General features: G+C 71.2%; 20 protein-coding genes and 1 pseudogene. 14 read left to right on the top strand and 7 right to left on the bottom strand.

The annotated features are described in order from the left end of the window. The first annotated feature begins 3 nt into the window (after window positions 1–3). On the top strand, window positions 4–1,716 hold the full coding sequence (locus ACFY3D_RS32125; RefSeq protein ID WP_389986439.1) for a GAF domain-containing protein: 1,713 nt from the start codon (window positions 4–6) through the stop codon (window positions 1,714–1,716). Window positions 1,717–1,725: 9 nt separating this feature from the next. On the opposite strand, the gene ACFY3D_RS32120 is transcribed toward ACFY3D_RS32125, so the two are convergent. From ACFY3D_RS32120 to ACFY3D_RS32095, 6 genes are all read right to left on the bottom strand, one after another. Then, window positions 1,726–2,406 carry a CBS domain-containing protein gene (locus ACFY3D_RS32120; protein ID WP_389986436.1) on the bottom strand — a complete coding sequence of 227 codons (681 nt, stop codon included), beginning with the start codon at window positions 2,404–2,406 and terminating at the stop codon, window positions 1,726–1,728. A 126-nt stretch (window positions 2,407–2,532) separates the two neighbouring features. Next, a complete protein-coding gene (locus ACFY3D_RS32115) occupies window positions 2,533–3,315 on the bottom strand; it encodes an HAD family hydrolase (RefSeq protein WP_389986432.1) in 783 nt (260 codons plus the stop codon). Window positions 3,316–3,463: 148 nt separating this feature from the next. Beyond that, a complete protein-coding gene (locus ACFY3D_RS32110) occupies window positions 3,464–4,138 on the bottom strand; it encodes a pyridoxamine 5'-phosphate oxidase family protein (protein ID WP_389986429.1) in 675 nt (224 codons plus the stop codon). Window positions 4,139–4,434: 296 nt separating this feature from the next. Further along, on the bottom strand, window positions 4,435–7,083 hold the full coding sequence (locus ACFY3D_RS32105; RefSeq protein WP_389986426.1) for a GNAT family N-acetyltransferase: 2,649 nt from the start codon (window positions 7,081–7,083) through the stop codon (window positions 4,435–4,437). Window positions 7,084–7,268: 185 nt separating this feature from the next. Next, entirely contained in the window at window positions 7,269–7,520 is a 252-nt protein-coding gene (locus tag ACFY3D_RS32100; RefSeq protein WP_389986423.1) for a hypothetical protein, read from the bottom strand. Window positions 7,521–7,580: 60 nt separating this feature from the next. Next, the gene (locus tag ACFY3D_RS32095) at window positions 7,581–8,762 is read right to left on the bottom strand and encodes an AAA family ATPase (protein WP_389986420.1); all 1,182 of its coding nucleotides are present in this window, start codon (window positions 8,760–8,762) and stop codon (window positions 7,581–7,583) included. A 442-nt stretch (window positions 8,763–9,204) separates the two neighbouring features. Here ACFY3D_RS32095 and ftsH point away from each other — a divergent pair, with 442 nt between their 5' ends. After that, complete coding sequence (ftsH, locus tag ACFY3D_RS32090; protein WP_389986417.1) at window positions 9,205–11,112, top strand: ATP-dependent zinc metalloprotease FtsH; 1,908 nt, start codon at window positions 9,205–9,207, stop codon at window positions 11,110–11,112. Window positions 11,113–11,244: 132 nt separating this feature from the next. Continuing rightward, window positions 11,245–12,603, top strand: a complete 1,359-nt coding sequence (locus ACFY3D_RS32085) for a phosphoribosyltransferase family protein (protein WP_389986415.1) — start codon at window positions 11,245–11,247, stop codon at window positions 12,601–12,603. A 272-nt stretch (window positions 12,604–12,875) separates the two neighbouring features. On the opposite strand, the gene ACFY3D_RS32080 is transcribed toward ACFY3D_RS32085, so the two are convergent. Beyond that, window positions 12,876–13,562: a CBS domain-containing protein gene (locus ACFY3D_RS32080; protein ID WP_389986413.1), complete on the bottom strand. Its 687-nt coding sequence runs from the start codon at window positions 13,560–13,562 to the stop codon at window positions 12,876–12,878. 361 nt (window positions 13,563–13,923) lie between these two features. Between ACFY3D_RS32080 and ACFY3D_RS32075 the strand changes: the two genes are divergently transcribed. The 11 genes and pseudogenes from ACFY3D_RS32075 to ACFY3D_RS32025 form a co-directional block, all read left to right on the top strand. After that, the gene (locus ACFY3D_RS32075) at window positions 13,924–16,068 is read left to right on the top strand and encodes a glycosyl hydrolase family 65 protein (RefSeq protein WP_389986410.1); all 2,145 of its coding nucleotides are present in this window, start codon (window positions 13,924–13,926) and stop codon (window positions 16,066–16,068) included. A gap of 20 nt (window positions 16,069–16,088) precedes the next feature. Continuing rightward, window positions 16,089–16,895, top strand: a complete 807-nt coding sequence (locus tag ACFY3D_RS32070; RefSeq protein WP_389986407.1) for a universal stress protein — start codon at window positions 16,089–16,091, stop codon at window positions 16,893–16,895. A 130-nt stretch (window positions 16,896–17,025) separates the two neighbouring features. Next, window positions 17,026–17,892 carry a universal stress protein gene (locus ACFY3D_RS32065; protein WP_389986404.1) on the top strand — a complete coding sequence of 289 codons (867 nt, stop codon included), beginning with the start codon at window positions 17,026–17,028 and terminating at the stop codon, window positions 17,890–17,892. After that, entirely contained in the window at window positions 17,892–18,374 is a 483-nt protein-coding gene (locus ACFY3D_RS32060) for an HPP family protein (protein WP_389986401.1), read from the top strand. The genes ACFY3D_RS32065 and ACFY3D_RS32060 overlap by 1 nt, the downstream gene beginning before the upstream one ends. A gap of 102 nt (window positions 18,375–18,476) precedes the next feature. After that, window positions 18,477–19,385: pseudogene (locus ACFY3D_RS32055) on the top strand (HAD-IC family P-type ATPase); the annotation flags it as partial. 28 nt (window positions 19,386–19,413) lie between these two features. Continuing rightward, window positions 19,414–20,448, top strand: a complete 1,035-nt coding sequence (locus tag ACFY3D_RS32050) for a 3-oxoacyl-ACP synthase III family protein (RefSeq protein ID WP_389986398.1) — start codon at window positions 19,414–19,416, stop codon at window positions 20,446–20,448. Then, on the top strand, window positions 20,445–20,678 hold the full coding sequence (locus ACFY3D_RS32045) for an acyl carrier protein (RefSeq protein WP_389986395.1): 234 nt from the start codon (window positions 20,445–20,447) through the stop codon (window positions 20,676–20,678). The genes ACFY3D_RS32050 and ACFY3D_RS32045 overlap by 4 nt, the downstream gene beginning before the upstream one ends. Continuing rightward, window positions 20,675–21,430 carry a 2-oxo acid dehydrogenase subunit E2 gene (locus ACFY3D_RS32040; protein ID WP_350946119.1) on the top strand — a complete coding sequence of 252 codons (756 nt, stop codon included), beginning with the start codon at window positions 20,675–20,677 and terminating at the stop codon, window positions 21,428–21,430. The genes ACFY3D_RS32045 and ACFY3D_RS32040 overlap by 4 nt, the downstream gene beginning before the upstream one ends. After that, window positions 21,427–22,509: an alpha/beta fold hydrolase gene (locus tag ACFY3D_RS32035; RefSeq protein ID WP_389986392.1), complete on the top strand. Its 1,083-nt coding sequence runs from the start codon at window positions 21,427–21,429 to the stop codon at window positions 22,507–22,509. The genes ACFY3D_RS32040 and ACFY3D_RS32035 overlap by 4 nt, the downstream gene beginning before the upstream one ends. Beyond that, window positions 22,506–23,270 (top strand): thioesterase II family protein, encoded by a 765-nt coding sequence (locus tag ACFY3D_RS32030; protein WP_389986389.1) that lies wholly within the window; start codon window positions 22,506–22,508, stop codon window positions 23,268–23,270. Before ACFY3D_RS32035 ends, ACFY3D_RS32030 begins: the two co-directional genes overlap by 4 nt. 122 nt (window positions 23,271–23,392) lie before the next feature. Then, window positions 23,393–26,958: type I polyketide synthase (locus ACFY3D_RS32025; protein ID WP_389986385.1), on the top strand; the 3,566-nt coding region annotated here is incomplete at its 3' end.

The following is a 26,958-nucleotide window of genomic DNA, read 5'->3' as shown; positions in this document are numbered from 1 at the left end:
GGTATGGCGAAGATCGAGCCGGGTGCGTTGATCACGCACATGCGCCTGGACGAGCTCTTGGCGGAGTTGCGGGTGCGTCTGGAGGCGGTGCTGGCGACCCGTGACCGGGTGCACGCGCTGCTCGAGGCCGTGGTCGCGGTGGGTGGCGACCTGGATCTGGAGACGGTGCTGCGCAGGATCGTGGAGGCCGCTACCGCGCTGGTGGACGCCACCTACGGCGCGCTGGGGGTGGCCGGTGAGCACAGCACGCTCGTTCAGTTCGTCCCGGTGGGGCTGAGTGAGGAGGAGATCGCGCGGATCGAGCACTGGCCGCACGGGCTGGGCCTGCTCGGGTTGCTGATCAAGGAGCCGCAGGTTCTGCGGCTGGCCCACATCTCCGACCATCCCGCCTCCTGTGGGTTTCCGTCCGGTCATCCGCCGATGGGGTCGTTTCTGGGGGTGCCGGTGCGGGTGCGTGAGGAGGTGTTCGGCAATCTCTATCTGACCGAGAAGCGTGGTGGGGGGGAGTTCGACGAGGAGGACGAGGCGATCGTGACGGCGTTGGCCACCGCCGCGGGGGTGGCGATCGAGAACGCTCGTCTGTATGAGGAGACGCGGCGCAGGGAGATGTGGTTGCAGGCGTCGGCGGAGGTGACCACCAGTCTGCTGTCGGGGGCGGAGCCGCGCGAGGTGCTCGGGCTGATCGCGCGGCGGGCGCGGGAGATGGCGGGGGCCGATGTCGTGGCCGTTCTGCTGCCTGACGAGGGTGGTCGGGTTCTGCGTACGTTGATCGCCGAGGGGGAGGCCTGTGATCAGGTGGCTCATGCCGAGGCGTTGGTCGCCGATTCTCTGGCCGGTCGCGCTTTCGTCACCGGTGAGCCGCTCATGGCGGCTGATCCGGATGAGGTGAAGATCCAGGTCGTGATCGCCGACTACATCTCGCTCGGCCCGGTGGCCGCGGTGCCGATCGGAGCGTCGGGAGGTGTGCGGGGGGTGTTGTCGCTGGGTAAGCGTTCGGGGCGTCTCCCGTTCAGCAGGGATGAGCTGCGCACCCTGCACTCTTTCGCGGGGCAGGCCGCGATCGCCCTGAAGCTGGCCGAGAGCCGGATGGACGCCGAGCGGCTGAGTCTGCTGGAGGATCGCGACCGGATCGCCAAGGACCTGCACGATGTGGTGATCCAGCGGTTGTTCGCCGTGGCACTGACCTTGATGAGCACGGTGCCGTTGATCGAGCGGCCGGAGGTCTCGTCGCGGCTGCGCGGCTCCATCGACGAGCTCGACGGCACGATTCGGCAGATCCGTTCCACCATTTTCGCCTTGCGTGCCTTCCCTCAGGAGGGCGATTCCGGTTTGCGTGCGGGGATCGTGGCCCTGGTGGAGGGGGTGCGCGGTCAACTGGGTTTCATGCCGGGCCTGGAGATGGGGGGGAGGCTGGACGGTGCGGTGCCGGAGCCGGTGGCCGAGGACCTGCTGGCCGCGTTGCGTGAGGCGTTGTCCGATGTGGTGCGTCACGCCGAGGCCTCGAAGGTGGAGGTATCGGTGGAGGCCGGTCAGGAGCGGCTCGTCCTGACCGTGGTCGACAACGGGGCCGCCGTGGCCGCGGACGGCGGGAACGATGGGCTGCGTGATCTGCGGGAGCGGGCCGAGCGGCTGGGTGGGTCCTTCGTCGTCGGCTGCTCGCCGGAGGGTGGCACCCGGTTGGTGTGGAGCGTTCCATTAGGTGAGGGCGGGTCGTGACCGCGAAGTTCACAGCCGTTCCCCGGTGCGGGTGTTGTCCCGGTCCCAGGTGAGTTCGTTGATCACGTCGATGACTCCGTTGATCTGGCGGGTCATCTCCAGGGCGATCCTGGTGTCCCCGCGCAAGGTCATTCGTCCGCTCAGTGTCACCACGCCGTCCTTGACGGTGACCTGGACGAGGGAGGTGTTCATCCACAACGAGCGGGTCAGGACGTCCAGGCGGACCTCGCGTTCGATGTCGTGGTCGGAGCGGATGTATGCCTTCAGTAGGTCGCATCGGCTGACGATGCCCACCAGGCGGCCTTGTCCGTCGACCACCGGGAGCCGTTTGACGTTGTTCTCCCTCATGAGGTGGCCGGCGTCCGTCACCGGGGCGTCCTTCGAGATCGTGATCGCGGGGGTGTGCATCAGCTCCCTGGCGATCTCGCCTCCGGTTCGGTGCGCGTAGGGCTGCCGTTCGTGCGGAGTGGGTGGTGGAAGGTGCTCGCCGGAGAGCGTGTTCTTGGATTCCTGTCTGCGGAGCAGGTCGGCCTCGGAGACGATCCCCACCACGTGGCCGTCGCCGTCCACCACCGGCAGGGCGCTCACCGTGTGGGTGAGAAGCGTTTCCGCGATGTCCTTGAAACAGGTGTTCTCACCGACCGAGATCACCTTCCGGGCCATCACGTCCTTGACGGTGAGGTGGTGCATCTCGCCTCCGAACAGGTGGTGACACGGGCCGGCCTGGTCATCGGAGCTTTTGCGCTCGTCGGCCGTGATTCGTCCATACGGGCAGCATCGTTCGGGCTCGCGGCGTTTTCCAGGGTCCAAGGGCTCTTATGAGCCGGGACTGTCGGCTCTAAGGGGGTGCGGGGCGCCTGAGCGATCAGGGGGTGGTTTCAGTCGTAGTTCGGCCAGGTCGGTGACGGCCAGGTCGGCTCCGGCGGCCAGCAGGGCCTGTCCCCGGGCATGCCGATCGACGCCGATGACGAGTTTGAAGTGGCCTCGCCTGCCCGCTCGCACACCGGCCAGGGAGTCCTCCACGACGGCTGCCCGGCTCGGGGCCACCCCCAGTCGCCGGGCCGCGTACAGGAACAGTGCGGGATCGGGTTTGCTCGCGAGTCCAAGCCGTGCGGCGGTCACACCGTCGACCAGGACGTCGAACAGGCCGGTGGCGTGCGTGGCGTCGAGCACCCGTGCGCAGTTGCGGCTCGCGGAGACGGCTGCGGTGAGTACTTTTCTGCGTCGCAGTTCGCGAACGAGTGCAAGGGTCGAGCGGAAGGGGGCCACGCCGTGGGTGTCGAGTTCGGCCAGGAAGAAGGCGTCCTTTGAGGCGGCGAGATTCGCCGCCGTGTTCGGATCGATGGTGATGTTTCGGGATCGTAGGAAGTCGTTCACCCCGTCCAGTCGGGATTTGCCGTCGACGTGAGACAGATAGTCCTCGTCGGCGTCGAACGGCCGGAACGGCTCGCCGGACCGTCTGGCGTGCTCGCACAGGAAGGCGTCGAAGACCTGTTTCCACGCGGCGGCGTGCACGGTGGCCGTGTCGGTGATGACCCCGTCGGTATCGAAGATCATCGCGGAGATCTCTTCGAGGTCCACCACTGCGGGAGGCGTCATGAAGCGGTGTCCCTTCCCGCCGGGTACGGCGGCTGCCCGATCCCGCCGTCGGGGCCGGTCGGCCCTGACGGTCCCGCAGGCCGGCGCCCTTCCCCGAAGGCGACGTGCCGGAGGTGGACGGTCGCCCGGGCGGCCGCACCGGTGTGGATCACGGGCCGTGCAGGATGCGGCGGCCGGTGATCTCGGAAGGAGTGATCTTGACGTAGAGTTCGCGGTCGCCACCGGCCCAGGGGTGGACGCCCAGGGTCATCACGGCCGCCTGCTCCTCGGCGGTGGAGACATGACGGACGCCGCCTCGGATGAGGACGCTCCAGCCCTCGCGGTTGGCGTCGTCGATCCGATCGACCTCGAAGGCGACTTTGAACTCGACCCCCTTCACGCCGGTCCTCAGGCTCTCGTCGAGGGGGCCGCCGAAGGCGGTACGGAAGATCACGCAGCCTTCGTGCAGAACGTAGTTGACCGGCAGGATCATCGGGCCGCCGAGGTCGTCGAAAGCCAGCCGGCCGACCCCGCCGGGGGAGATGAGCCGCAGGCACTCCTTCGCGTCCAGGCGCTTCAGCTCAGGGTGAAGTGCGGCTCGTCCCTGCCCGGGGGGCTGGTCGACGGTCCCCCCGAGGAGTTCGGCGGTGCTGGTGTCCAGGGCGGAGGCCAGGCGCTCGATGGTCTCGATGGCGGGTGCGGCCGCCCTCTGCTCCACGTAGGCGAGGTAGGAGGGGTTGATTCCCGCGCGCTTCGCCAGTTCTTCCCGGTCGAGGCCGAGGCTTTCACGTCGTCGGGTGATCCGGCGGCCGAGGTCACCGGGAGCGGCGAGGCGTTCAGCCATGGGGTTTTCCCCTTTCAAGGTGGGTGTCGTCCGCGGAGGCGGGCGTTTCATGCCGTCGCGGTGTTTTTCGAATCTCCCCGCGTACGGCGGCCGCGTCGCATGCGACGCCGGGCTCTGGTGGCCGGCCTTCGGGGAATCTCTTCACTGGGAACGCTATGGCGCGGGGAGGGGGCGATAAAAGGGTCGAAAGTCCTGTGCGCCGCGGCCAGGTGACCTTGTCGGTCGCTTGTCGGTCGCACGCCGGTCGCACGCCGGGCCGTATGCCGGTCGTGTGCCGGTTGCGGGACGCCTGCTCGTCAGCGGAGCCGGCGGCGCAGGGGGGAGGGGACGGGCGAGGCCGGGGCCAGCCGGATCCGCACGTCCACCACGACGGCGTCGGCGGGACCGACGACGATCGGGTTCAGGTCCAGCTCGGCGATCTGGGGAAGATCTTCTGCGAGTTTCGCCACCCTGACGATGTGATCTTCCAAGGTGGCGGTGTCGGCCACCGGACGCCCCCGGTAGCCGAACAGAAGGGGGGCGCAGTGCAGCTCCCGGATCATTTCCGCGGCGTCCTGGCCGCTCAGCGGAGGACTGCGGAAGGCGCGGTCGGTGAGCAGTTCGGCGCTCACGCCTCCCATGCCGACCATGACCAGAGGACCGAAGGAGGGGTGGCGGACCGCGCCGACGATGATCTCCACGCCGTCGGGTGCCATCGGCTGGACGATCGCGCCGGTCATCTCCCGGCCGACCGTGTCCTTCATCGCCCGGTAGGCGCCGCGAACCTCCGCCGAGGTGCGCAGCCCGAGACGGACGCCGCCGACGTCGCTCTTGTGCACCGGTCCCGTCGCCTTCAGCGCGACGGGGAATCCGAGGTGGGCGGCGGCGAGGGCGGCCTCTTGCGGAGAGTCCACCTTGATGAACTTCGCCACGGCGACCCCGTAGCAGCCGAGAAGCCGGGCGGCCGTCACCGGGTCGAGCCAGCGGCCCTGAGGATGGCGCGACAGGTCTTCCGCGACGAGTTCCCGTGCCGCCTGGATGTCCGTCCCCGCAGGGGGGACGAAGGGCGGGACCGGACGTGAGCGCCACCGCGCGTAGGCCGCGGCCCGGCTCACCGCCTGCACGGCCTGCTCGGGAAAGGCGTAGACGGGCACCGGGCCGGTCGTCCCGTCACGGCCGACCACGCAGGCGACGACGGTCTTGTTCGCCGAGCTCGCTACCCGTGCGATCGCCTCACAGGTGCGTTCGGTACCCGAACCGAACGGCGGGGTGTAGACGATCAGTACGGTGTCGATCTCCGGGTCTTCCAGCGCGGTCAAAGCGGCGAATTCCAGCTCCTCGGCCTGCCCGTCGGCCGTCAGGTCGACCGGGTTGGCGACGGCGGCGGCCGGGCGCGGCCCGGAGCGCATCCGTCGCTGGGTGCCGGGCGACAGTTCCGGGACGAGAAGGCCGTGGCGTTCACAGGCGTCGGCGGCGAGCGCCTGTGGCCCGCCGGAGTTGCCGACGATCGCCATCCGGCCTCCGGCGGGCAGCGGCTGGGTGGCCAGTAGTCGTGCGGTGTCCAGCAACTCCTGCATGCCGTCGACGCGGATGACTCCGGCGGCGCGCAGCAGGGCGTCGACGGCGACGTCCGGGGTCACGGCGGCGGCGGTGTGCGAGTGTACGGCCCGATCTCCCGAGGTGCTGCGGCCGCTCTTGATCACGACGATCGGCTTGTGCCGTCCCACCCGGCGGGCGATCCTGCCGAACTTCCGCGGGTTGCCGAAGGACTCCAGGTACAGGGCGATGACCTTGCTCTGGGGGTCGTCCTCCCAGTACTCCAGCAGGTCGTTGCCGCTGACGTCGGCCTTGTTGCCGACCGAGACGAAGGAGGAGATCCCGATGTCGAGTGTGGTGGCCCGGGCGACGAGCCCGGCGGCCACCGCTCCCGACTGTGACATCAGCGCGACGGCGCCCGGCAGCGGAGGATGGGGCAGGAAACTGGCGTTGAGGGCGGCGCCGGTGTTGACGATTCCAAGGCAGTTGGGGCCGATCAGCCGCATCCCTCCGGTACGGCAGATGCGCAGCAGTTCGGCCTGGCGCTTCGCTCCCTGCGGGCCGGTCTCCGCGAAGCCGGCGCCGACCACGACGAGCCCGGCCACGCCGTGGCCGGCGCACTGGCGTGCGACGTCCAGGACCGCGCTCGCGGGCGTGGCCACGACGACCAGGTCGACCGTCTCGTCGATCGAGGACAGGTCGGGATGGGCGGGGAGGCCGAGGATGTGAGTCGCCTTCGGATTCACCGGGTAGACCGGGCCGGGAAATCCGCCGCCGAGCAGGTTTCCCAGCAGCCGATGCCCCACCCGGTCCGGCTCGCGGCTCGCTCCCACGACGGCGACCGAGCGGGGAGACAGCACTCGCCTCAGCGAGGCGCGCTCCGCCTCGTGGTCGCGCCGCTCGATCGCGGCCGTGAGCGTGTCCGTGGGGCGCAGGTCGATCCGGACGCGTATCTCGTCGCCGGTGAACTCGCGCGTCGTGGTGAGGCCGAGGTCGGAGAGGACTTTCAGCATCGTCCCGTTTCCGGTGAGCACGTCGGCCACCAGCTCGCCCACGCCGCGGGCCGCGGCGTCGAGCGCGAGGTGTTCCAGCAGAAGGGTGCCCAGGCCACGGCCGTGGACGTGGTCGTCGATGAGGACGGCCACGTCGGCGCTGTGCCGCCTCTCGTCGGGGATGTACTCCGCGACCGCGACGAGCCGCCCGGAAAGGAGGGCGACCTGGGCGTGCCCGCGGTAGTCGGGGTCGGTCAGCCGGTCCATGTACAGGTGGGCCGTGGCGCGACCTCCGGTGAAGAACCGCAGGTAGGCCGATTTCTCCGAGGTGTGGTCCACCAGGGCGTGCAGGGCCGCGCGGTCCGTGTCGCGCAGCGGTCTGATGTGGGCGATCTCCCCGGTTCGAAGCAGTGCGTCACATTCGTCCAGGATCGACATGAAGCAAGCCTTTCCCGGTGCTCCGCCGCCTGTCAGGGGTCCTTCGGCCTCATCGCCCGGCCGAAAGTCACCGTCAAAGTCACCCTTAGGATCGCTGCCAAGGTCGCTCTCAAGGTCACCGTCCTAACGTCCGGTGACGGATCCGGGTTTCGTGTCGATCTTTTCTTCGGCCTCCGATGGCGTCCTCAGCCGGGTTCCAGCTGAGGGCGCCGGAACCGCCGGGCGACGACGGCCGAGGGAGGGTGGATCGCGGCCAAGGCCCGCTCAAGTGCCTGTTCCACGGTCGTGCCGGTGTCGATCTCGGTCGCCTCCGGCCAGGGCGCCGTCCTCGCCGCCATGGTCGCGGCGATCGCCTGATCGGCGTCGGACACCCCGCCGGTTCGCCGGGCGAGCCGCTCGGCGGTGATCTGTGGAGGGGCGGTGCAGCGTAGCGCCACGAGGTCGCTGAAGGTGCGCCGGGCGAGGTGCTCGGCGGCCGTCCGGTGCTCGGCGTCGATCTAGGAGGCGTCGAGGATGACCGGCTCGCCGTGCCGGAGCAGCTTCTCGGCTCGAAACAGCAACTCGTCATAGGTGCGCTCGGTGCGCCGGCGATCGTAGATGCCCTCGCCGAAGGGGGCCGCCGCCGGTTGTTCCGGCGCGATGCCGGCGAGTTCCTTGCGAACGCGGTCGCTGTTCAGCAGCGTGTGTCCGAGGCGGTCGGCGAGGGCGGCGGCCAGGGTCGACTTGCCGGTTCCCGGACCTCCGCCGACGAGGACCAGGGAGATCGCCCCCGCTCGCAGGTGGCGAAGTGTGAGCTCGGCGAGTTGCCGGGCCTCCCGCGCCGAGCCGGACTCCTCCTGCCGTTGCCGCAGGCAGGCGACCTTGGCGCGGACGAAGGCTCGGTAGGCGACGTAGTGGTGCCAGAGCGAGGGCGGGGCGGGATCGGCGGTGAACTCGATGTAGTGGTGCAGGAAGGTCTCGGCCAGGCGAGGTGCCCCGAGCCGCTCCAGGTCCATGGCGAGGAAGGCCACGTCGTCAAGGCCGTCGAGAAAGCGGAGCCGTTCGTCGAACTCCAGGCAGTCCAGGATCCTCGGCCCGTCGTGCAGGCAGAAGATGTCTTCCGCGAGCAGGTCGCCGTGGCCGTCCACGATGCGGCCCTCCTCGACGCGGGCGGTGAGCAGGGGGTCGCGGCCGTCGAGGAAACGCAGCGTGAGCCGTTCGATCTCCGTGACGATCTCGGGGTCGAGAACCGCGTCGGGAAGCGCGCGGATCTGGTCGAAGCTCGCGTTCCAGCGGGACCGCAGTGCCTGTCTCTCCCCGCTCCGGTCGATGCGCGGGCTGTGGGGGGATCGGGCGTGCATGCTCGCGATCATCCGTGCGATGCTTCGCAGGGGCTCCTCGACCGGTTGGCCCAGACGGACCATGACGGCGAGGCGGCGTTCCTCCGGCATGCGCCGCATCACGACGAGATGATCGCAGACCTCTCCGTCCGGGCCCAGTACGTCGGCGACCCCCTCGTAGACGTCCGGGGCGAGCCGCCGGTTGAGTTCCACCTCCCGCAGGCAGGCGGCCCGCCGGGCCTCACGGGTGGTGAAGTCCAGGAAGCCGAGGTCCACCGGCTTCTTGAGCTTGAAAACACGATCTCCGAGCAGGAGCACGACGGCGATGTGCGTCTCCTTGATCTGCGCCCACGGTCCCATCGGCAATGCCTTCCACGCTCAGCTCCACCCCTCGGATGACCGAAACCCCGGTTGAACGGCCGGATCCGCCGTTGAGGTGGTCTCGGGCGGGTGGGCGGACTCCCCATCTCCCGGTCCTTCCCCTGGTCGCGACCTGTGACGCGGCCGCCGATGATCGGTCAGGGCGGCACAGGGAGGCAGCGAAGGCCATCAAAGAGCACCAAAGGGCGCAGAGGGGGGCAGAGGTGCGAGGGGGCGCGGGGAAACACGGTGTGGACAGGACGGATGTGTCTGCCGCTCGCCTTGCTCGCGGCCTACCCAAAAAGGATTTATGTCCTGATTTCGGGTCTTTAGACCCTGCACGATCCCTGCCGGGTGGCTGAAAACTGGCAGGTGAGGGGCATATCTGGGAGGCCAGGTGGTGATCACGCGAATCCGGCCGCATGGCCGGCACAGTCGGCACATGACCGGTAAGGCGAAGCCCGGGCCGCCGAACGAGCCGCCACCGACGCCCCCTTCGTCGTCTCCGCCGCCCACCGGCTGGCGGCGCTGGCTGCCGACGATCGGCATGCTGATCGTCGCGCTGTGGCTGCTGGTGCCCCTGCTGTTCACCGGGCCGTCGAGCGCGTCGTACCCCTACAGCGATTTCGTCGCCAAGGTGAGCACGGGACAGGTCAAGGCGGTGACGATCGACGATCAGGGCACGGTGTCGGGCACGCTGAACAACGGCGCCACCTTCACCAGCCAGATCCCCACCGCGCTCAACGCCACCCGGCTGGAGGACCAGCTTCGCTCCAATCACGTCCAGATCACCGCGACGCGGGCGGAGAACTCCCTGATCTCGCTCCTGGTCGGCTTTCTGCCGCTGGTGCTGCTCATCGCCCTGTTCGGCTGGATGGGAAGAAAGGCGCAGCAGTCCATGGCCGGTGGGATGGGAGGTTTCGGCCGGTCGAAGGCGAAGATCATCGAGGCCCAGCGGCCGGCGACCCGGTTCGGCGACATCGCCGGCTACGACGGCGTCAAGCAGGAGATCAGCGAGATGGTGGAATTCCTGCGCGCCCCTGATCGGTACGCGGCCGCGGGCGCGAAACCACCCCGGGGAGTGATCATGGTCGGTCCTCCGGGAACGGGCAAGACGCTCATCGCCCGGGCGGTGGCCGGAGAGGCGGCCGTGCCGTTCCTGTCGGTCACCGGCTCGGCGTTCGTGGAGATGTTCGTCGGCGTGGGCGCCTCACGAGTCCGCGACCTCTTCGACGAGGCGCGTAAACGCGCCCCCTCGATCGTCTTCATCGACGAGATCGACGCCATCGGCGGCCGGCGTGGCAGGGCGATCGCCGGCAACGACGAACGCGAGCAGACGCTCAACCAGCTGCTGGCGGAGATGGACGGCTTCGACCAGAGCAGCGGGATCGTCGTCCTGGCCGCGACGAACCGGCCGGAGACCCTTGACCCCGCTCTGCTGCGTCCCGGCCGTTTCGACCGGCAGGTCACCGTCCCGCTGCCCAACCAGGTCGAACGCGCGGCGATACTGGCCGTTCACGCGGCCGGCAAGCATCTGGCCCCGGACGTCGACCTCGGCGTGATCGCCCGTGCCACTCCGGGATTCTCCGGCGCCGACCTGGCCAACCTCGTCAACGAGGCCGCGATCAACGCGGTCAGGGCCGGCCGCACGACCATCAACGCCAGGGACCTCGACGCGGCACGCGAGCGGGTGCTGCTGGGACGGCGGGAGACGACCAACGCGCTGCTTCCCCAGGAACGCCACTCGGTGGCCGTGCACGAGTCCGGGCACGCCCTGCTCGCCACGCTGTGCGAGCAGGCCGACCCGGTCGCGAAGGTGACCATCCTGCCCGCCGGCCTGACACTCGGCGTCACCGAGCAACTGCCCGAGGCCGAACGGCATCTCTACAGCGAGACCTACCTCACCGATCTGCTCACCGTGCGGCTGGGCGGCCGGGCCGCGGAACTGGTCGTCTTCGGTGAGGGCTCCACCGGCGCCGCCAACGATCTCGCGGCCGCCACGCAGATCGCCACCCGCATGGTGCGCGACTTCGGCCTGTCACCCGCGCTCGGTCCGGTCGGCTACTCTCCCGCAGGCCCTCAGTTCCTCGGCGAGGACGGTGAGGAGCTCCAGCGCAGGCCGTACTCGGAGCGGACGCAGCAGGTCATCGACGAGGAGGTCGCCCGCCTGATCCGCGAGGCCGAGAAACGCGCGGTCGACCTGCTGAGGGTGCACCGTGGCGCCCTGGACCGGCTCGCCGCGATCCTGGTCGAGAAGGAGACGGTCGACGGTGCCGTCGTCGGCGGCGTGCTGCGCGACGAGCGGCAGGCACATCCGGACCTGAACACCGCCGACGACGTCACCGTCTGATCACTGTCTGAGAGGGGGACGTTTCCCGCACACAGGGAGGTGAATCGGGGCCTTCAGCCCTGTCGCCGGCATGATTCTTCCATCGACGCTGGTGAACGGGGGTGTGGTTTCGCGGATTGCGAGGTGGACGGGGTGTTCGTCGATCGCCATGAGGCGGGAATGCGGCTGGCCGAGCGACTGCGCGGGCTCGTCGATGTCAAGAACGCCGGGAACACCGGTAACACCGGGAACGCCGGGGACACAGTCGTCGTGGGACTGCCCAGAGGGGGAGTGCCGGTGGCGTTCGAGGTGGCCAAGGCCCTCGGCGCTCCGCTGGATGTGATCATCGTCCGCAAGCTCGGGGTGCCGTTCCAGCCGGAGGTCGGGTTCGGTGCCCTCGGGGAGGGAGGGGTACGCGTCGTCGATCGCGACATCGTGTGGCGCGCGAATCTGACCGAGGAGGAGATGGCCGCGGTGGAGGAGCGGGAGCGCGCCGAGCTCCTGCGCCGCGGTCGCCACCTGCGCGGTGAGCGCGCCCCGGCGGATCTGACGGGCCGTACGGTGATCGTGGTGGACGACGGTGTCGCCACCGGCGGAACGGCTCGTGCCGCCTGCCAGGTTGCTCGGGCGCGCGGGGCCTCCCGAGTGGTGCTGGCGGTTCCGGTCGGAGCGCCGGGAACGATCGAGAGCCTGCGTGAGGTCGCCGACGAGGTGGTCTGCCTGCGAACACCGCACGCCTTCTACGCGATCGGTGCCTGGTACCTCGATTTCAGCCAGGGTACCGATGACGAAGTGGTCGAGTTGCTGCGGCGGGCCGAAGCCTGGGGCGGCAGGGGTGAGAGGCACGCGGGGGGAGGCGACCCTCCCGGCCCCGCCGAGGAGGTCTGGGTGGACGCCGGCCGGGTCCGGCTGCCCGGCAGGCTCGTCGTTCCCGAGAACCGCGCGGGGGTGGTCGTGTTCGTGCACGGCAGCGGCAGTAGCCGCCACAGCCCGCGCAACCGGTACGTGGCCTCGACATTCAACCGCGCGGGTCTGGCGACGCTGCTGTTCGACCTGCTCACCCCCGAGGAGGAGTTCGACCGGGGCAACGTGTTCGACATCGGGTTGCTGGCGGAAAGACTTGTCCGGGTCACCGGCCGGCTGGGGGATCGGCCTGAGGTGGCGGGCGTCCCGATCGGTTATTTCGGGGCCAGCACCGGAGCCGCGGCCGCGCTGTGGGCGGCGGCGGAGCCGGGCTGCGAGGTCGCCGCCGTCGTCTGCCGGGGTGGGCGGCCCGATCTGGCCGATCCGCGACTTCCCGCGGTGCGGGCGGCGACCCTGCTGATCGTGGGAGGTCACGACGAGGCGGTGATCGACCTCAACAGGGCGGCACAGGAACGGTTGCGTTGCGAGAACCTGCTCCGGATCGTCCCCGGCGCCGGTCACCTGTTCGAAGAGCCTGGAACGCTTGAGAGCGTCGCGGCTCTCGCGCAGGAGTGGTTCGCCCGCCACTTCGGCCCACCGGTGAGCTGAGAGGCGTCGCAGCCACCTCGCCGAGGCGCGCCGTGCCGCTCGGCGTGCCCCGGCCCGGATGCCTGAGGGATCTTGGCCTCTAACGCGCCGGCGGCGCGAGCGCCCAGGGGGACCTCGCCCGCAAGGAACGCGGCTCCAACCGGCGGCGTAAAGCGGTGGCGCGGGTCGCCGCCCCGCACGGAACGGTCCGCCGTCAACGCCTCGACGGCGCGCACAAGGCCGCACTTGCGTTGGTCGGCGACTACGACGTCATCGGCGGGTGGTGCGGCGGCTCAGGCCCCGCCCCAGATGACCGAGAGAGGTACGACGTCGTCCTGCCGCCAGGTGAGCTCGTTGGTCACCTTGACGACCCCGTTGAGGTTTCGTGCCTTCTGCGCGAGGGTGACGGCCTGGCTGTGCTCGTCCACCTGCCCCGAGAGCCGCACGAGGCCGCCTCGGACCTCGATCCCGACGCCTGCGGGATCCATCCCCAGCTCGTGGACGACGAGGTTCTCGCGGATGCGGCGCCCGATCTCGTCGTCGCTGCGGACGAAGACCTTGATCAGGTCCCGGCGGCTGACGATACCGGCCAGCCTGCCGTCGGCGCGTACGACCGGCAGTCGTCTCACCCCGTGCAGGTCCATCACGCGAGCGGCGAGCAGCACGGGGGAGTCGGCGGTGATGACGACGGCGGGGTGGCTCATCAGCTCGCCGGCGGTCTCACCCGCGGCCTTCCTCCGCAGGCCGCTCTCGCCGCTCATGCGGTGACGCAGCCACGCGCGAAGCGGCGGCCGGTAGTGCTCGCAGTGGTAACGCTGTTTGAACTCCTCCTTGCGCAGCAGGTCGGTCTCGGAGACGACGCCGAGTACGCGGTCGTCCTCGTCCACCACCGGTACCCCGCCGACGTCGGTGGCGATGAGGATCTCGGCGACCTCGCGGAACGCGGTGTTCTCCCGCACCGTGATGACCCCGGTGCTCATGACATCCTGAACAGTCATTTTCATGACAAACCCCCGCATATTTCTAAATTTCCACGCTATGGATTTCTAAATTTCCACGCTATGGAGTGCCTGGGGCTCGTGAGCAGAGCCGAAAGTCCTTCACGGCGTGGCCGGACGGCCCGAGTCACCGGCGGGACGCCTGGCCAGGGGCCTGAGACCCGAGGTCTCTCCCCCAGGAAACCCGGGGAGAGGATCGGGCACCCGCCGACGGCGAGCCTTGCCGGGACGAAAGTCCTTTCTGGCCCGGGCGGAAGGCTCTGCCGCGACGGCGGGGACCGCGAGAACCTGTGGGGACCGCCGTCGCCGCTCCCGGCGCCGGTGCGAGGCGATATGGGGGCCGATGAACGACCCGGACCGCCGACGGCGTGATCGCACCTTCGAGGCGGTGGTGTTCGACCGGTGCGCCACCGAGGTGCCGCACGGGGCTCGCGACGGGCGGGTTCCCCGGGTGGACGACGATCCTGCGTGGACGATCCGCGAGACGGGCACCGATCCGTCGCGGCACCGGGTGACCGAGACGCTCTTCACCCTCGGCGCCGGAGGTTTCGCCACCCGCGGATCGGTGGAGGAGTCCGCTCCCGGATCGGTTCCGCTGGTGCTCGCCGAGGGGATCTACACCGGGACCGGATCGGGGCAGCACCTGCTGCCGGGTCCTCAGTGGACCGGGCTCGTCCTGCGCCCGCCTCCCGAGGAGGACCTGCGCGTGCTCGACCTGCGCGCCGGCGTACTGGTCCGGGAGGAGATCGGCCACACCTGTCCGGTACGGACGCTGCGGTTCGCGTGCGTGAGCCGGCCGGGGGTGGTGGCGATGCGCGCCGAGGCGGGCGCCGGGCGGCTGCGGGCGGGGCCGGCCCTGCGATCGCCCTCGGAGGGCCAGGTCACCGAGGGCCGGCTCGACGGCCACACCTGGTCGCGCGTCACCGCCGACCACGCGGGCATGGCCGCCGTGGCGACGCAGCGTACGGGCCGCGACGGCGAGGTACGCACCCTGGAGCGGATCGTCGCCTACACGGCCGACCCCGCTCGCCGGCCGGTGCCGCGCGACGCCGTTGCGGCGCTGGAGGCGGCCAGAGAGCTCGGCTTCGACCGGCTGCTCGCCGAGCAGCGGGCGGCGTGGGCCGCACGCTGGGAGGCCGTGGACGTCCGCATCCCCGATGACCCCCAGGCGCAGCTCGCCGTCCGGTTCGCGCTGTTCCACCTGTGGAGCGTCGCCGGGCGCGGTGAGGAACTGGCCGTCGGCGCGCGAGGGCTCTCCGGTGGCGGCTACGCCGGTCATGTCTTCTGGGACGCCGACGTGTTCGTCCTGCCCGCCCTGGTGAGCATTCATCCGGCCGCGGCCAGGGCGATGGTCGTCTACCGGATCCGCCGCCTGGCCGCGGCGCGGGCCCGCGCCGCGGCCCTGGGCCTTTCCGGCGCGCGCTTTCCCTGGGAGTCCGCCGCCACCGGAGAGGAGGTGACCCCCGCCCGGGGGTGTCTGGGCTGCGAGCCCCTCGCCATCCTCACCGGGCGGATGGAGGAGCACATCACCGCCGACGTCGCCTGGGCCGCCGCCCACTACGCGCGCTGGAGCGGCGACGGCGCCTTCCTGACCGGACCCGCGCGCCCTCTCGTGATCGAGACCGCCCGCTACTGGGCGTCGCGCTGCCGGGTGGACGAGGAGGGGCGGGCCCACATCGGGGAGGTGATCGGGCCGGACGAATACCACGAGGCGGTGACGGACAACGCGTTCACCAACGTGATGGCCCGGTGGAACCTGCGGCAGGCGGCCGATCTCGTCGCCCCGGGCTGCGAGGAGGGCCGCCGGTGGCGCGCGCTCGCCGACCGCCTGGTGGACGGCTACGATCCCACCTCGGGAAGATATGAGCAGTTCGCTGGATATTTCCGGCTGGAGCCGCTCACGATGGAGGGAATCGCCGTCCCGCCGGTCGCCGCCGACCTGCTGCTCGGCCACGAACGGCTCGCCGCCACCCAGATCATCAAACAGCCCGATGTCCTCATGCTCCACCACCTGGTGCCCGAGGAGGCCGAGGCGGGCTCGCTGGAGGCGAACCTCGACTTCTACGGTCCCCGTACCGCCCATGGCTCGTCGCTCTCACCGGCGATCACCGCCTGCCTGCTGGCCAGGGCGGGCCGCCCGGAGGAGGCGCTCGGCCTGCTGCGCACCGCGCTGGTCCTGGATCTGGACGACCTCACCGGGACCACGGCCACCGGCCTGCACATGGCCACGTTCGGGGGCGTGTGGCAGGCGCTGCTCACCGGCTTCGCAGGAGCGAGCGTAAGCGGAGGGATCCTGTGCCTGGATCCCCGGCTTCCCGCGTCGTGGGGAAGCCTGGGCGTGCGATTTCGGTGCCTGGGCCGCCGGGTGCGGCTGGACATCACCCCGGAGGCGGTCGACGTGCGGACCGACGGGGCGCTGCGGGTGCGGCTGGGCGCGGACGACCCGCGGGAGGTGATCGGCTCCGCCCGCCTGCCGCTGGGCCGATGACGCGGAGAAAAGGGAGAGGAGTGGACGAAGTGAACATGGCGGACGTGCTGGCCGTGGTCGACGACGGCGGCGACGAGGATGAGGCCGCGGCCGTGACCGGCGTCGCCCGGGCGGTGGCGGAAATTCTCCGCACGGGCATTCGAGAGATCCACCTCGTCCCCGGCTCCGGGGCACGGGAGACCGCGACGACGGTGCTCCGCGAACTGGAGCGGGCGAGCACGCTTCTCGGCGTCCTCGCCGACGGCGCCCCGCCCGGGGTCATGTCCTGGTGGGTCGTGCGCCGCTGCACCAAGCCGGTCGTCCTGCTGCCTCCCTCACCGGTGCCTGTGATGCCTCCGGCGACACCGGTGGCGCGAGGGACGCCGCTGACACCTCACCACGTCATCTCCCGGGTGCTCCTGCCGCTGGACGGATCCTTCGAGGCCGCGGCGGCCGTCATCGAGACCGCGCGGCTTTTCACCCGCACCGGCGTCGATCTGGTGGTCCTGCACGTCTTCGACGAGGTGACCGTTCCCCGCTTCTGGGATCAGGCCGCACACGCCAGACAGGCGTGGGAGCAGGAGTTCCTGGCCCGTCACTGCGCGTGTCCCGGGGTACGCCTGGAGCTTCGCAGCGGAGTCGCCGGAGAGCAGGTGGTGAGCGTGGCGGCGGCCGAACACGTGGATCTCATCGCACTGGGATGGTCACAGCACCTCGACGAGGGAAGGGCACGGACCGTACGCGAAACCCTGGCCGACGCCCGCGTCCCGGTGATGCTGATCCCGGTGGCCCGGCACGAGGAGACCTCGTCCGGCGAAAGCGGGCCGCGAGAGCGGCCGGTCCGATGATCGGACCCGCGGGCGACGGGCCGGCGGCGTTTCGCGCGGCGGGTCGGAAGTCCCTGACGGACGGGCCTTTGGCCCGCTGCGCGAAACGCCGCCGGCCGGTCGAATGGAAGCAGAACCCAAGGAGGTCGACATGGCAGCGCACACAGTGGTGGGCGTGGACGGCTCATCTCCCTCGGACGTCGCGGTCGAATGGGCCGCCGACGACGCGGTCCGGCGCGGATGCGCCTTGAAGATCGTTTATGCGTGCGAGGCGTGGCCCGGCGACATCCCGCTGCAGACCCCTCCGGGTTTTCGTGACTCCGTCGCCGAGTACGGCCTCCGGACGCTGGAACGCGCGGCCGCACTCGCCCGGGAGCGCGCCCCGCACCTGGAGGTGGACACCCTGCTGGGGACGGGCCCGGTGATCGAGGTCCTGCGGCGGGAGGCCGAGGACGCCGAGCAGGTCGTGCTGGGCAGCCGAGGGCTGGGCGGATTCACCGGGCTGCTGCTCGGATCGGTCTCGCTGGCCCTGGCCGGGCATGCCGCCGCCCCCGTCGTGGTCGTCAGGACCGTCCCCGAGCGGACCTACGGCCGCATCGTCGTGGGCTTCGACGGCTCCGACCACTCGGCGGTGGCGCTGGAGTACGCCTTCGAGGAGGCCGCCCGCCGCGGCGCCGGGCTGCGGGCGATCCACACCTGGCAGATGCCCGTGGTGGGACCGGGCGCCCTCGTCTACACCCCGCTGGTCGAGGACATCCTCGCCGCCCAGCAGAACCTCTGCACGGACACGCTCACCGCCTGGCGGGAGAAGTACCCGCGGGTCGAGGTCGAACAGACACTCGTCTGCGGGCATCCGGTCGGCGTCATCTGCGAGTCCTCGGCCACCGCCGACCTGGTCGTCGTCGGTTCCCGGGGACTGGGCAGGGCCGGTTCGGCCCTGCTGGGCTCGGTCGGTCACGGAGTCCTGCACCACGCCCGCTGCCCCGTCGCCGTCGTCCAGGCCCGAGGGGAGGCGTGATGGACACCGGTAACCTCACGGTGGCGCAGGTGATGAGCCGGACGCTGGTCGCCGTCGACCTCGGGGAGTCCCCGCTCATGGCCTGGGAGATCATGCAGCGAGCGGGGGTCCACCACCTGCCGGTCGTCGACGGGCACGGCCGCCTGCGCGGGATCCTGACCCGGGAGGACCTCACCGCCCACTGGTCCGGCGGCCCGATCGAACAGTCACGCGTGCCGGTCCACGCGTTGCTGGCCGACCGACGCCGGCCGCACGCCACACCCGACACGCCTCTGACCGACGCCGCCGCCGCGATGATCGACGCCGGCGTCGACGCGATCGGGGTCATGGGGAGAAATCACCGGCTGGTGGGGATGATGACCGCCACCGACGTGCTGCGAGCCGTGGCCGGCCGCGTCACCGAGCAACCGGAGCCGCCGGAGCTGATGACGGGGATGTTCCGCCTGGTCCCGGTGCTGCCGTCCCAGGTCCCCGCGGGATGAGCCGGACGCCGCGCGTCGGCTCCCGCCGCCGACGTCCGTCCGCGGTCCCGGAGCCCTGACCGAAGCAGACCTCCGTCCCCGGGCCGGGACGGCCACCGGTTCGGCGCCTGGTTCCTGCCCCTCACGCTCCTGCTGGCGGGAGCCGCCTGGCTGCTGTCCGGCCAGCCGGTACGGGCTGTGGCCGTACTGGTCGTGGCCACCCCCTGCCCGCTGCTGCTCGCCGCACCGGCGGCCATCGCCTCAGGACTGTCGCGTACGGCGCGGCACGGCGTGGTGGTGAAGGGCGGGGCGGCGCTGGAAAGGCTGAGACAGGCCCGCACCCTCATCGTGGACAAGACCGGAATGCTCACCGCGGGACGCCCCCAGGTCGTCGACGTCGTGGCCGCGCCCGGCGTCCGCGCCGACGACGTGCTGCGCTGGGCGGCGGCGGTGGATCAGATGTCCTCCCACGTCCTGGCCGCCGCGATCGTCGAGGCCGCCCGGTCCCGCCGGGCCGAGCTTTCGAGGCCGACCGAGGTTCTGGAGCGGCCGGGAATCGGTACCGAGGGGGTGGTGGAGGGCCGCCGGACAGCGGTCGGCAAGGCGACGGCATCCCCTGCCGCGGACTCCCCGGGGTGGGAGCGGGCCCAGCGGGCGCGGGCCGCACTGGACGGGGCCATCACGGTCTGGGTGACCGTGGACGGCGAGACGGCGGGCGTGATCCTGCTCCGCGACGCCGTACGGGCGGACGCGGCACGGACCCTGCGGCGGCTGCGCACCGCCGGCATCGAGCGAGTGATCATGCTCACCGGGGACCGGGCCGAGGTCGCCGAGAGCGTGGGCACGGTGCTCGGCGTCGACCGGGTACTTGCCGAAGGCGTCCATCGTCCGGCGCCTCCGTCCGGCGGGGCGGTTCATCACTCGCTTAGTGCTGCTTTAGCAGGCGTCATTAGCGTTCCGACGAGGAAGGCCGACGTGGGATCCGCGACGCCACCTCGGGAGTACCGGACCGCCTGGCGACGACACGCGTGACGCGGACACGGCTCGATGGAGGAGCAGCATGGGGGAAAGCCCGATACGAGTTCTGTCCGTGGGGACGGCCCTTCCCGGGCCCCCCGTCGACACCGCCGCACTGGCCGAGCGCTTCGGAATGGACGACCTCTGGCGGCAGTGGGTCGACACCTTCATCGGCACACGGACCCGGCACCTCGCGATCGACCTGAAATCGGGCGAGCGCCACCACGACCTGGCCGATCTCGGCGAGCGCGCGGCGGTTCAGGCCCTCGACCGAGCGGGGATCTCCGCCGCGGAGATCGACGTGGTGGTGCTCGGTACCGCCACCCCGGACACGCTGATGCCGACCACCGTGAACGTGATCGCCGACCGGCTGCGTATCGACGGCGTGCCGACCTTCCAGCTCCAGTCGGGCTGCTCGGGGGCCGTGCAGACCTTCGACGTGGCGGCCGCGCTGCTGGGCACCGGCCGGTACCGGACCGCGCTGGTGATCGGCGGGGACGTCATCGCCAAGCACTACGACCTCAAGGCCGACCTGGCCGCGTTGCCGCCCGACGAGGTCGTCAACTACCTGCTGTTCGGTGACGGAGCCGGAGCCGCGGTGCTCAGCACCGAGGACCACCCCCGGGCGCCGGTGGTCCGCTCTGTGCTCACCAGGCTGTCGGGCCTGGACCGCGCCCCCGGCCAGACCCTGCGGTGGTACGGCCTGGCGGACCGCGACACCGCCGAGGCGCCGGCGAGTGAGGACTACAAGGCCATCGAGAAGCTCGTGCCCGTCCTGGCCGAGGAGGTCGCAGAAGAACTCCTGGACGACCTCGGCTGGGAGCGGGACCAGGTCGACTATCTGCTGCCTCCCCAGCTGTCCGTCACCATGACCGACAAGATCGCCAAGCGGCTGGACTTCTCGTCGGCCAAGGAGATCTCCTGCGTCGGCGAGACCGGCAACAACGGCAACGCCCTGCTGTTCTTCCAGCTCGACCGCCTGCTGCCGGAGATGGCGACACCGTCGCGCGCGGTCGCCGTGGCGATCGAGTCGAGCAAGTGGATCAGAGCGGGCCTCGCACTGGAGCGTGACCGATGACGGCCGGGATCTCGCGGGCGGAGTTCGTGGACCTGCTCCAGGACGAGATCGGGCTCGACGTCGACGCGGAGAACCTGGAGCGGGCCTTCGACGATCTTCCCGGCTGGGATTCGGTACGGCTCCTGGCGATGCTCGTCCTGCTGGAGAAGCACCTGGGAAAGCCGTTGTCGCTCCCCGACTTCCTGGAGGCGGCGAACCTCGAATCGATCTACGAGGTGGTGAACCGTTGACCGAGCAGCCTTTCGCCGACCAGCGCCGCCACACCCTGTTCTTCCTCGACCAGATCCGTGACTTCTCGCCGGTCTTCCTCGACACCGAGATCGACGCGACGGCGATCGTCGCGGGACGCGAGCGGGCGCGGCGAGCGGGGGAGCGCCGCTCGGTGGTCTCCTACGTCGTGCACGCGGCCGCGGGCGTGCTGCGCAAGCACCCCGAGGCGAACACGGCGATCCAGGGCCGCCTGGACCCGGTCGTCGCCACGTACGACACCGTCGCCGCCAAGGTCACCCTCGACAAGACGCTGGACGGCCGCAGGGTCGTGCTGGCGACGGTGATCCCCCGCCTGGAGAACGCGAGCCTCGCCGACGTCCAGGCGCACCTGGACCGGGCGATCGAGGCCGATCCCGACACCGCAGAGGAGTTCGCCGGTATCCGGGCCCTGCGGCTGCTTCCCTGGCAGGTGGCGCTCGACCGGTTCCGGGAGGCCGCGGGACTGCTGGAGCGGCGCCCCGCCGTCACCGGGACGTTCAGCGTCACCTCGCTCGGCCACCGGGCGGTCGACGGCTTCCACTCCGTCGGCGGCACCACGATCACCCTGGGGGTCGGCCGGATCGCCGACCGCCCGGTCGTCAGGGACGGCGAGATCGTGATCGCCCCGGTCATGCGGCTCTCCATGGCGTTCGACCACCGCGTGATCGACGGAGCGGAGGGCGCCGACGTACTCACCGAGATCAAGGACGCGCTGGAGGGATACGCCGAATGAACGACCTGGCCGAGCTCAAACGGTTCGTGGTGGCGCACGCGATCTCCCAGAACCTGCCCACCGGCCACTACGCGAGCCCGCTGGAGCGGATCACCTCCGACAGCGGTGACGAGCCGGGCTCGTGGCCGTATGAGTGGATCCGCGCGGGGGAGGAGGCGGAGGCTACGGGTGAGACGCTGGCGGCCTGCCAGTACTACAACCTGGGACGGTTCCCGTTCGTCGACGGCCCAGGCCGCAAGCGGGCGCTCGCGCGCTGCGTCGAGGCGTTCGAACGCTGGCGGCGGGAGTGGCCGGGGATCGAAGCGGTCACCGTCGAGGTCGATGGGCTGCCCGTCAAGGTGTGGGCCACGGGCCTGTCCGCCGAGGAGCCGCGCCCGCTGCTGGTGATGACCGGCGGCATCGTGAGCCCCAAGGAGCAGTGGGCCCCGGTGCTGCCGCAGATCGCGGCCTTCGGGATGGCCGGGGTCGTGGCCGAACTCCCCGGCGTCGGCGAGAACCCCCTGCGCTACGGTCCGGACGGCTGGCGGCTGTTCACCGCGATACTGGACGCCCTGGCCGGGCGGGCGAAGGTGTCCGAGACATATCTGCTCGCGCTGAGCTTCGGCGGTCATCTGGCGCTCACCGCCGCGCTGCGCGATCGGCGGATCCGCGGCCTGGTCGGCAACGGAACGCCGATCCACGACTTCTTCACCGACACCGCCTGGCAGGCGCGGGTGCCGACGATCACCAGGGACACCCTGGCGCATCTGGTGGGTGTGCCGCCCCAGGCGGTGTTCGCGCGTATCCGGGACTGGGCGCTCGACGACGAGAGCCTGCGCGACCTGGAGGTCCCGTTCGCCACCGTGACCGCGACCAGGGACGAGATAATCCCGCCTGGCGACACCGAGCGGCTCAAACGCTCCGTGCGCGACCTGAGGCTGATCGAGCACTCCGACGTGCACGGCGCCCCGTCGCACCTGGCGGAGACCCGGGCGTGGAGCCTGCTCGCGATACAGGAGATGCGGCCCGACGCCGACCCCCGGGTCACGGCGGCGCTCGGCGCCGCCCTTGAGGCGGCCCGCGCGGGGACGGGCCGATGACCGCGACGGGAACGGCGGCGAGGAGCGACTGGCTGCGGCAGTTCGCCCCGGCCGACGCCGACGCCCCCTGCGTGGTGGTGTTCCCCCACGCCGGTGGGTCGGCCGCCTTCTTCACCCCGCTGGCCCAGGAGCTCTCACCGGCGGTGCGCGTGCTCGCCGTCCAGTACCCGGGCCGCCTGGACCGGCGCGGCGAACCGGCCGTCGAGGACCTGCGGGAACTCGCCCGCAGGATCGCCGCGGTGATCGCCGAGGAGCGGCCGGCCGCGCCCCTCGCCTTCTTCGGGCACAGCATGGGCGCCCTGGTGGCCTTCGAGGCCGCGCTGCTCGGCGAAAAGGGCTTCGGTGCCGTACCCGACCTGCTCTTCGTCTCCGGCGGGCGTGCCCCGGCCCTGACCCGGGTCGACCCGCGGATCCTGCGAGACGACCGCTCCCTGATCGAGGAGGTCGTGCGCCTCGGCGGGACCTCCCGGCGGGTACTGGAGGACGAGACCCTGCGCGACCTCGTCCTTCCCGCGCTGCGCAGCGACTACCGCGCCCTGCGGGCGTACGTCCCGGCACCGGGCGCGCGGGTCGGCTGCCCGATCGTGGCGCTGACCGGGGACCGTGACCCGCTCGCGGCCGTCGTCGAGGTGGAGCGGTGGCGCGAGAACACCTCCGGCAGGTTCCGGCTCAGGGCCTTTCCCGGGGACCACTTCTACCTGACCCCGCGGTCGCGGGACGTGGCGGAGACGGTGTGGCTGGCGCTCACCGGCCGGGACTGAGCTCGCGTACCTCCCACCACGACATCAAACCCACGACACCGCCACGACACCGGTACGACACCACACCCACGGCCTCGCACGGCCCTGCCGTCATGCCGTCACGAGCGAGAGTGAGGCAGCAGTTGAGCAGCAACGACCAGCGGGTGTCCCGGCCGATCGCGGTGATCGGAGCAGCGTGCCGTCTCCCCGGGGCATCGGACCCGCGCGCTTTCTGGCGGTTGCTCGACGAGGGGCGCGGTGCCGTTCGGGAGATCCCCGCTCATCGGGGCCTCTCCGCCGTCCCGGCCGAGCTCGCCCAGGACAATCCGGGCCTCCGCTACGGCGGCTATCTCGACGACATCGCCGGGTTCGATCCCGAGTTCTTCGGGGTCTCACCGCGCGAGGCCGCCGCGATGGACCCGCAGCAACGGCTCGTACTGGAGCTGGCCTGGGAGGTGCTGGAGGACGCCGGGCTGGTCCCCGCCACGCTCCGCGACAGCGCGACCGGCGTGTTCGTCGGCTCCATCGCCGACGAGTACGCCGCGCTGTCACGCGCCTCGGCGATCGGGCGTCACACGCTCACGGGAACGACCCGGGGCATCATCGCCAACCGGGTGTCCTACGCCCTCGGCCTGCGGGGGCCGAGCATCGCGGTGGACACCGCCCAGTCGTCGTCGCTGGTCGCCGTGCACCTGGCCGTCGAGAGCCTGCGGCGCGGCGAGAGCCGGCTCGCGCTCGCCGGTGGAGTGAATCTCATCGTGGACCCCGCCGGCACCGCCGCGGTCGCGCGCTTCGGCGGGCTGTCCCCTGACGGGCGCTGCCACACCTTCGACCGCCGGGCCAACGGCTACGTTCGCGGTGAGGGCGCCGGGCTGGTGCTGCTCAAGCCGCTGGACGCGGCGGTCGAGGACGGCGACCGCGTCTACGCGGTGCTGCTCGGGAGCGCCGTCAACAACGACGGCACGACCGACGGGCTCACCGTGCCGAACGCGCGGGCGCAGGCCGAGGTGATCGGGAAGGCGTGGGCGGCGGCCGGGGTGTCACCGTCTGATGTGCAGTACGTCGAGCTGCACGGCACCGGCACGCGGGTCGGGGACCCGGTGGAGGCCAGAGCCCTCGGCCTCGCCCGGGACGGCGGCCCCGTGCTGCACGTCGGCTCCGTCAAGACCAACATCGGCCACCTGGAGGGCGCGGCCGGGATCGCCGGCCTGCTGAAGACCGTTCTCAGCGTCAGCGAGCGCCGGCTGCCCGCGAGCCTCAACTACTCCGAGCCGAACCCGGACATCGATCTGGACGCCTGGCGCCTGACGGTACGCGACCAGGGCGGCGTCTGGCCCCGAGAGGACGAGAGGCTCGTCGCCGGTGTCAGCTCGTTCGGCATGGGCGGGACCAACTGCCACATCGTGGTGGCCGAGGCGCCCGAGCCGCACGGACATTCCACGCTGCACGGACATTCCACGGTGCCGGGACCTTCTCGGGAGCCGGACGTCCGCGCGCCGCGGACCCCGCTGGTCCTCAGTGCCAGGACCGAGCCCGCGCTGAGGGAGCAGGCGGCGCGGCTGCGAGACCTCGTCGCCGAACACGGTGAGATCCCTCCGGGGCTGCCGCGGAGCCTCGCCACCACACGGACCGCGTTCGAGTGGCGCGCCGCCGTCACCGGTGACGCGCCGGCCGGGCTGGAGGCGCTGGCCGACGGCCGTCCCGCGGCCGGGGTCGTGACGGGACGGGCAGGGAGCGCGCCGGTCGCGGTGCTGTTCCCCGGGCAGGGCAGCCAGCGGCTCGGCATGGGACGCCGGGCACACCGGGACTTTCCCGTCTGGCGGTCGGCGTTCGACGAGGTGGCCGCCGCTCTGGACGATCGGCTGTCACGCCCGATCAAGGACATCGTCTGGGCAGAGCCCGGCAGTGCCGAGGCCCGGCTGCTCGACCGGACCGCCTTCACCCAGCCCGCGATCTTCGCGGTCGAGGTGGCGACCTTCCGCCTGCTCGCCTCCCTGGGGGTCGAGCCGTCCTTCGTGGCCGGTCACTCCATCGGAGAGGTGGCCGCCGCACACGTCTCGGGCATCCTCGACCTGCCCTCCGCCGCGGAACTGATCGTCGCCAGGGGCCGGCTCATGGAGTCGCTGCCCGCGGGCGGCGGCATGCTCGCCGTGAGCGCGGGGGAGGCGGACGCCGCGGAGCTGCTCGCCCTGGCCGGCGGAACCGCGGTGATCGCCGCCGTCAACGGCCCGGAGTCCGTGGTCGTCGCGGGCGGGACGCGCACGCTGGAGGAGGTCGCCGCGCTCGGTACCGCTCGGGGGTACCGCACGCGCAGGCTCCCGGTGAGCCACGCGTTCCACTCCCCGCTGATGGACCCGGTGCTCGACGACTTCCGGGAGGTGCTCGCCGGGATCTCGTTCGGCGGATCCCGCATCCCGTTCGTGTCCACCGTGACCGGTGAGCTCGTCGAGAGCACCGATCCGGAGTACTGGGTGGAGCACGCCCGCCGACCGGTGCGGTTCGCCGACGGGCTCACCCGGCTCCGCGAGCTGGGTGCCGGGATCTTCGTGGAGGCGGGACCCGGGGCGACCCTGAGCGGGCTCGGCCGGGAGGCGGAGGGCAGGAAAGCGGCATTCGTGCCGGTCCTCGGCAGGCACGACGAGGTGGAGGTCGCCGTCGGCGGGCTGTTCACCGCCGGTGTACCGATGGACTGGGACGCGGTCTTCCCACCCGGCGGCCCTCGCCTCGCCCTGCCCACCTATCCGTTCCAGCGCGAGCACCACTGGCTGGACGCCGTTCCCGGCGGGGAACCGGCTGTCGCCGAGGTCCCGGTTTCCGGCAGGGGACCCGTCTCCGCCGCCCCCGCCCTCTCCACCGGGAAGGCCGACGTGGGGCGCCGCGTCCTCGGTGAGGTGGCGGCGGTGCTGGGCTTCTCGGATCCGGCCCGCGTCGACCAGGAGGCCACCTTCAAGGACCTGGGCCTGGACTCGCTGGGCATGGTCGAGCTGCGCGACAGGGTCGGTGCCGCCCTCGAGGTCGACCTGCCCGCGGCCACCCTGTTCGGATATCCCACCACCGCCGCCCTGGTCAGGCACCTGACCGCCGATACGGCCCCGGACGCGCCGGCCCCCATCACCGGTCACCGCGACGACCCGGTGGTGATCGTGGGGATGGGGTGCCGGTTTCCCGGTGGGGTGGCCTCGCCCGAGGATTTGTGGGAGCTGGTGGCGTCGGGGACGGACGCGATCGGGGAGTTTCCCGCCGATCGCGGCTGGGACCTGGAGGCCCTCTACCACCCCGACCCCGAGCGTCCCGGCACCTCCTATACCCGGCAGGGCGGTTTCCTGAGCGGTGCCGGTGAGTTCGACGCCGGGTTTTTCGGGATGAGTCCGAGGGAGGCGTTGGCGACCGATCCGCAGCAGCGTCTGTTGTTGCAGGTGGCGTGGGAGGCGTTGGAGCGGGCGGGCATCGATCCGCTGTCGTTGAAGGAGAGCGACACGGGCGTGTTCATCGGCGCGACCGCGTCGGACTACACCCCCCGCCTCCACGAGGGCGACGGCGCGTCCGACGGCTACCTCCTCACCGGAGGCAGCATCAGTGTGGCGTCGGGTCGGATCGCGTATGTGCTGGGGTTACGGGGGCCGGCGTTGACGGTGGATACGGCGTGTTCGTCGTCGTTGGTGGCGTTGGATCTGGCGGTGCGGTCGGTGCGGTCGGGGGAGTGTTCGCT

This window comes from Streptosporangium sp. NPDC000509 (assembly GCF_042898365.1).
GTDB lineage: Bacteria > Actinomycetota > Actinomycetes > Streptosporangiales > Streptosporangiaceae > Streptosporangium.
The sequence above is the reverse complement of the archived record's forward strand: the minus strand, read 5'-3'. Positions and strand labels throughout refer to the sequence as shown.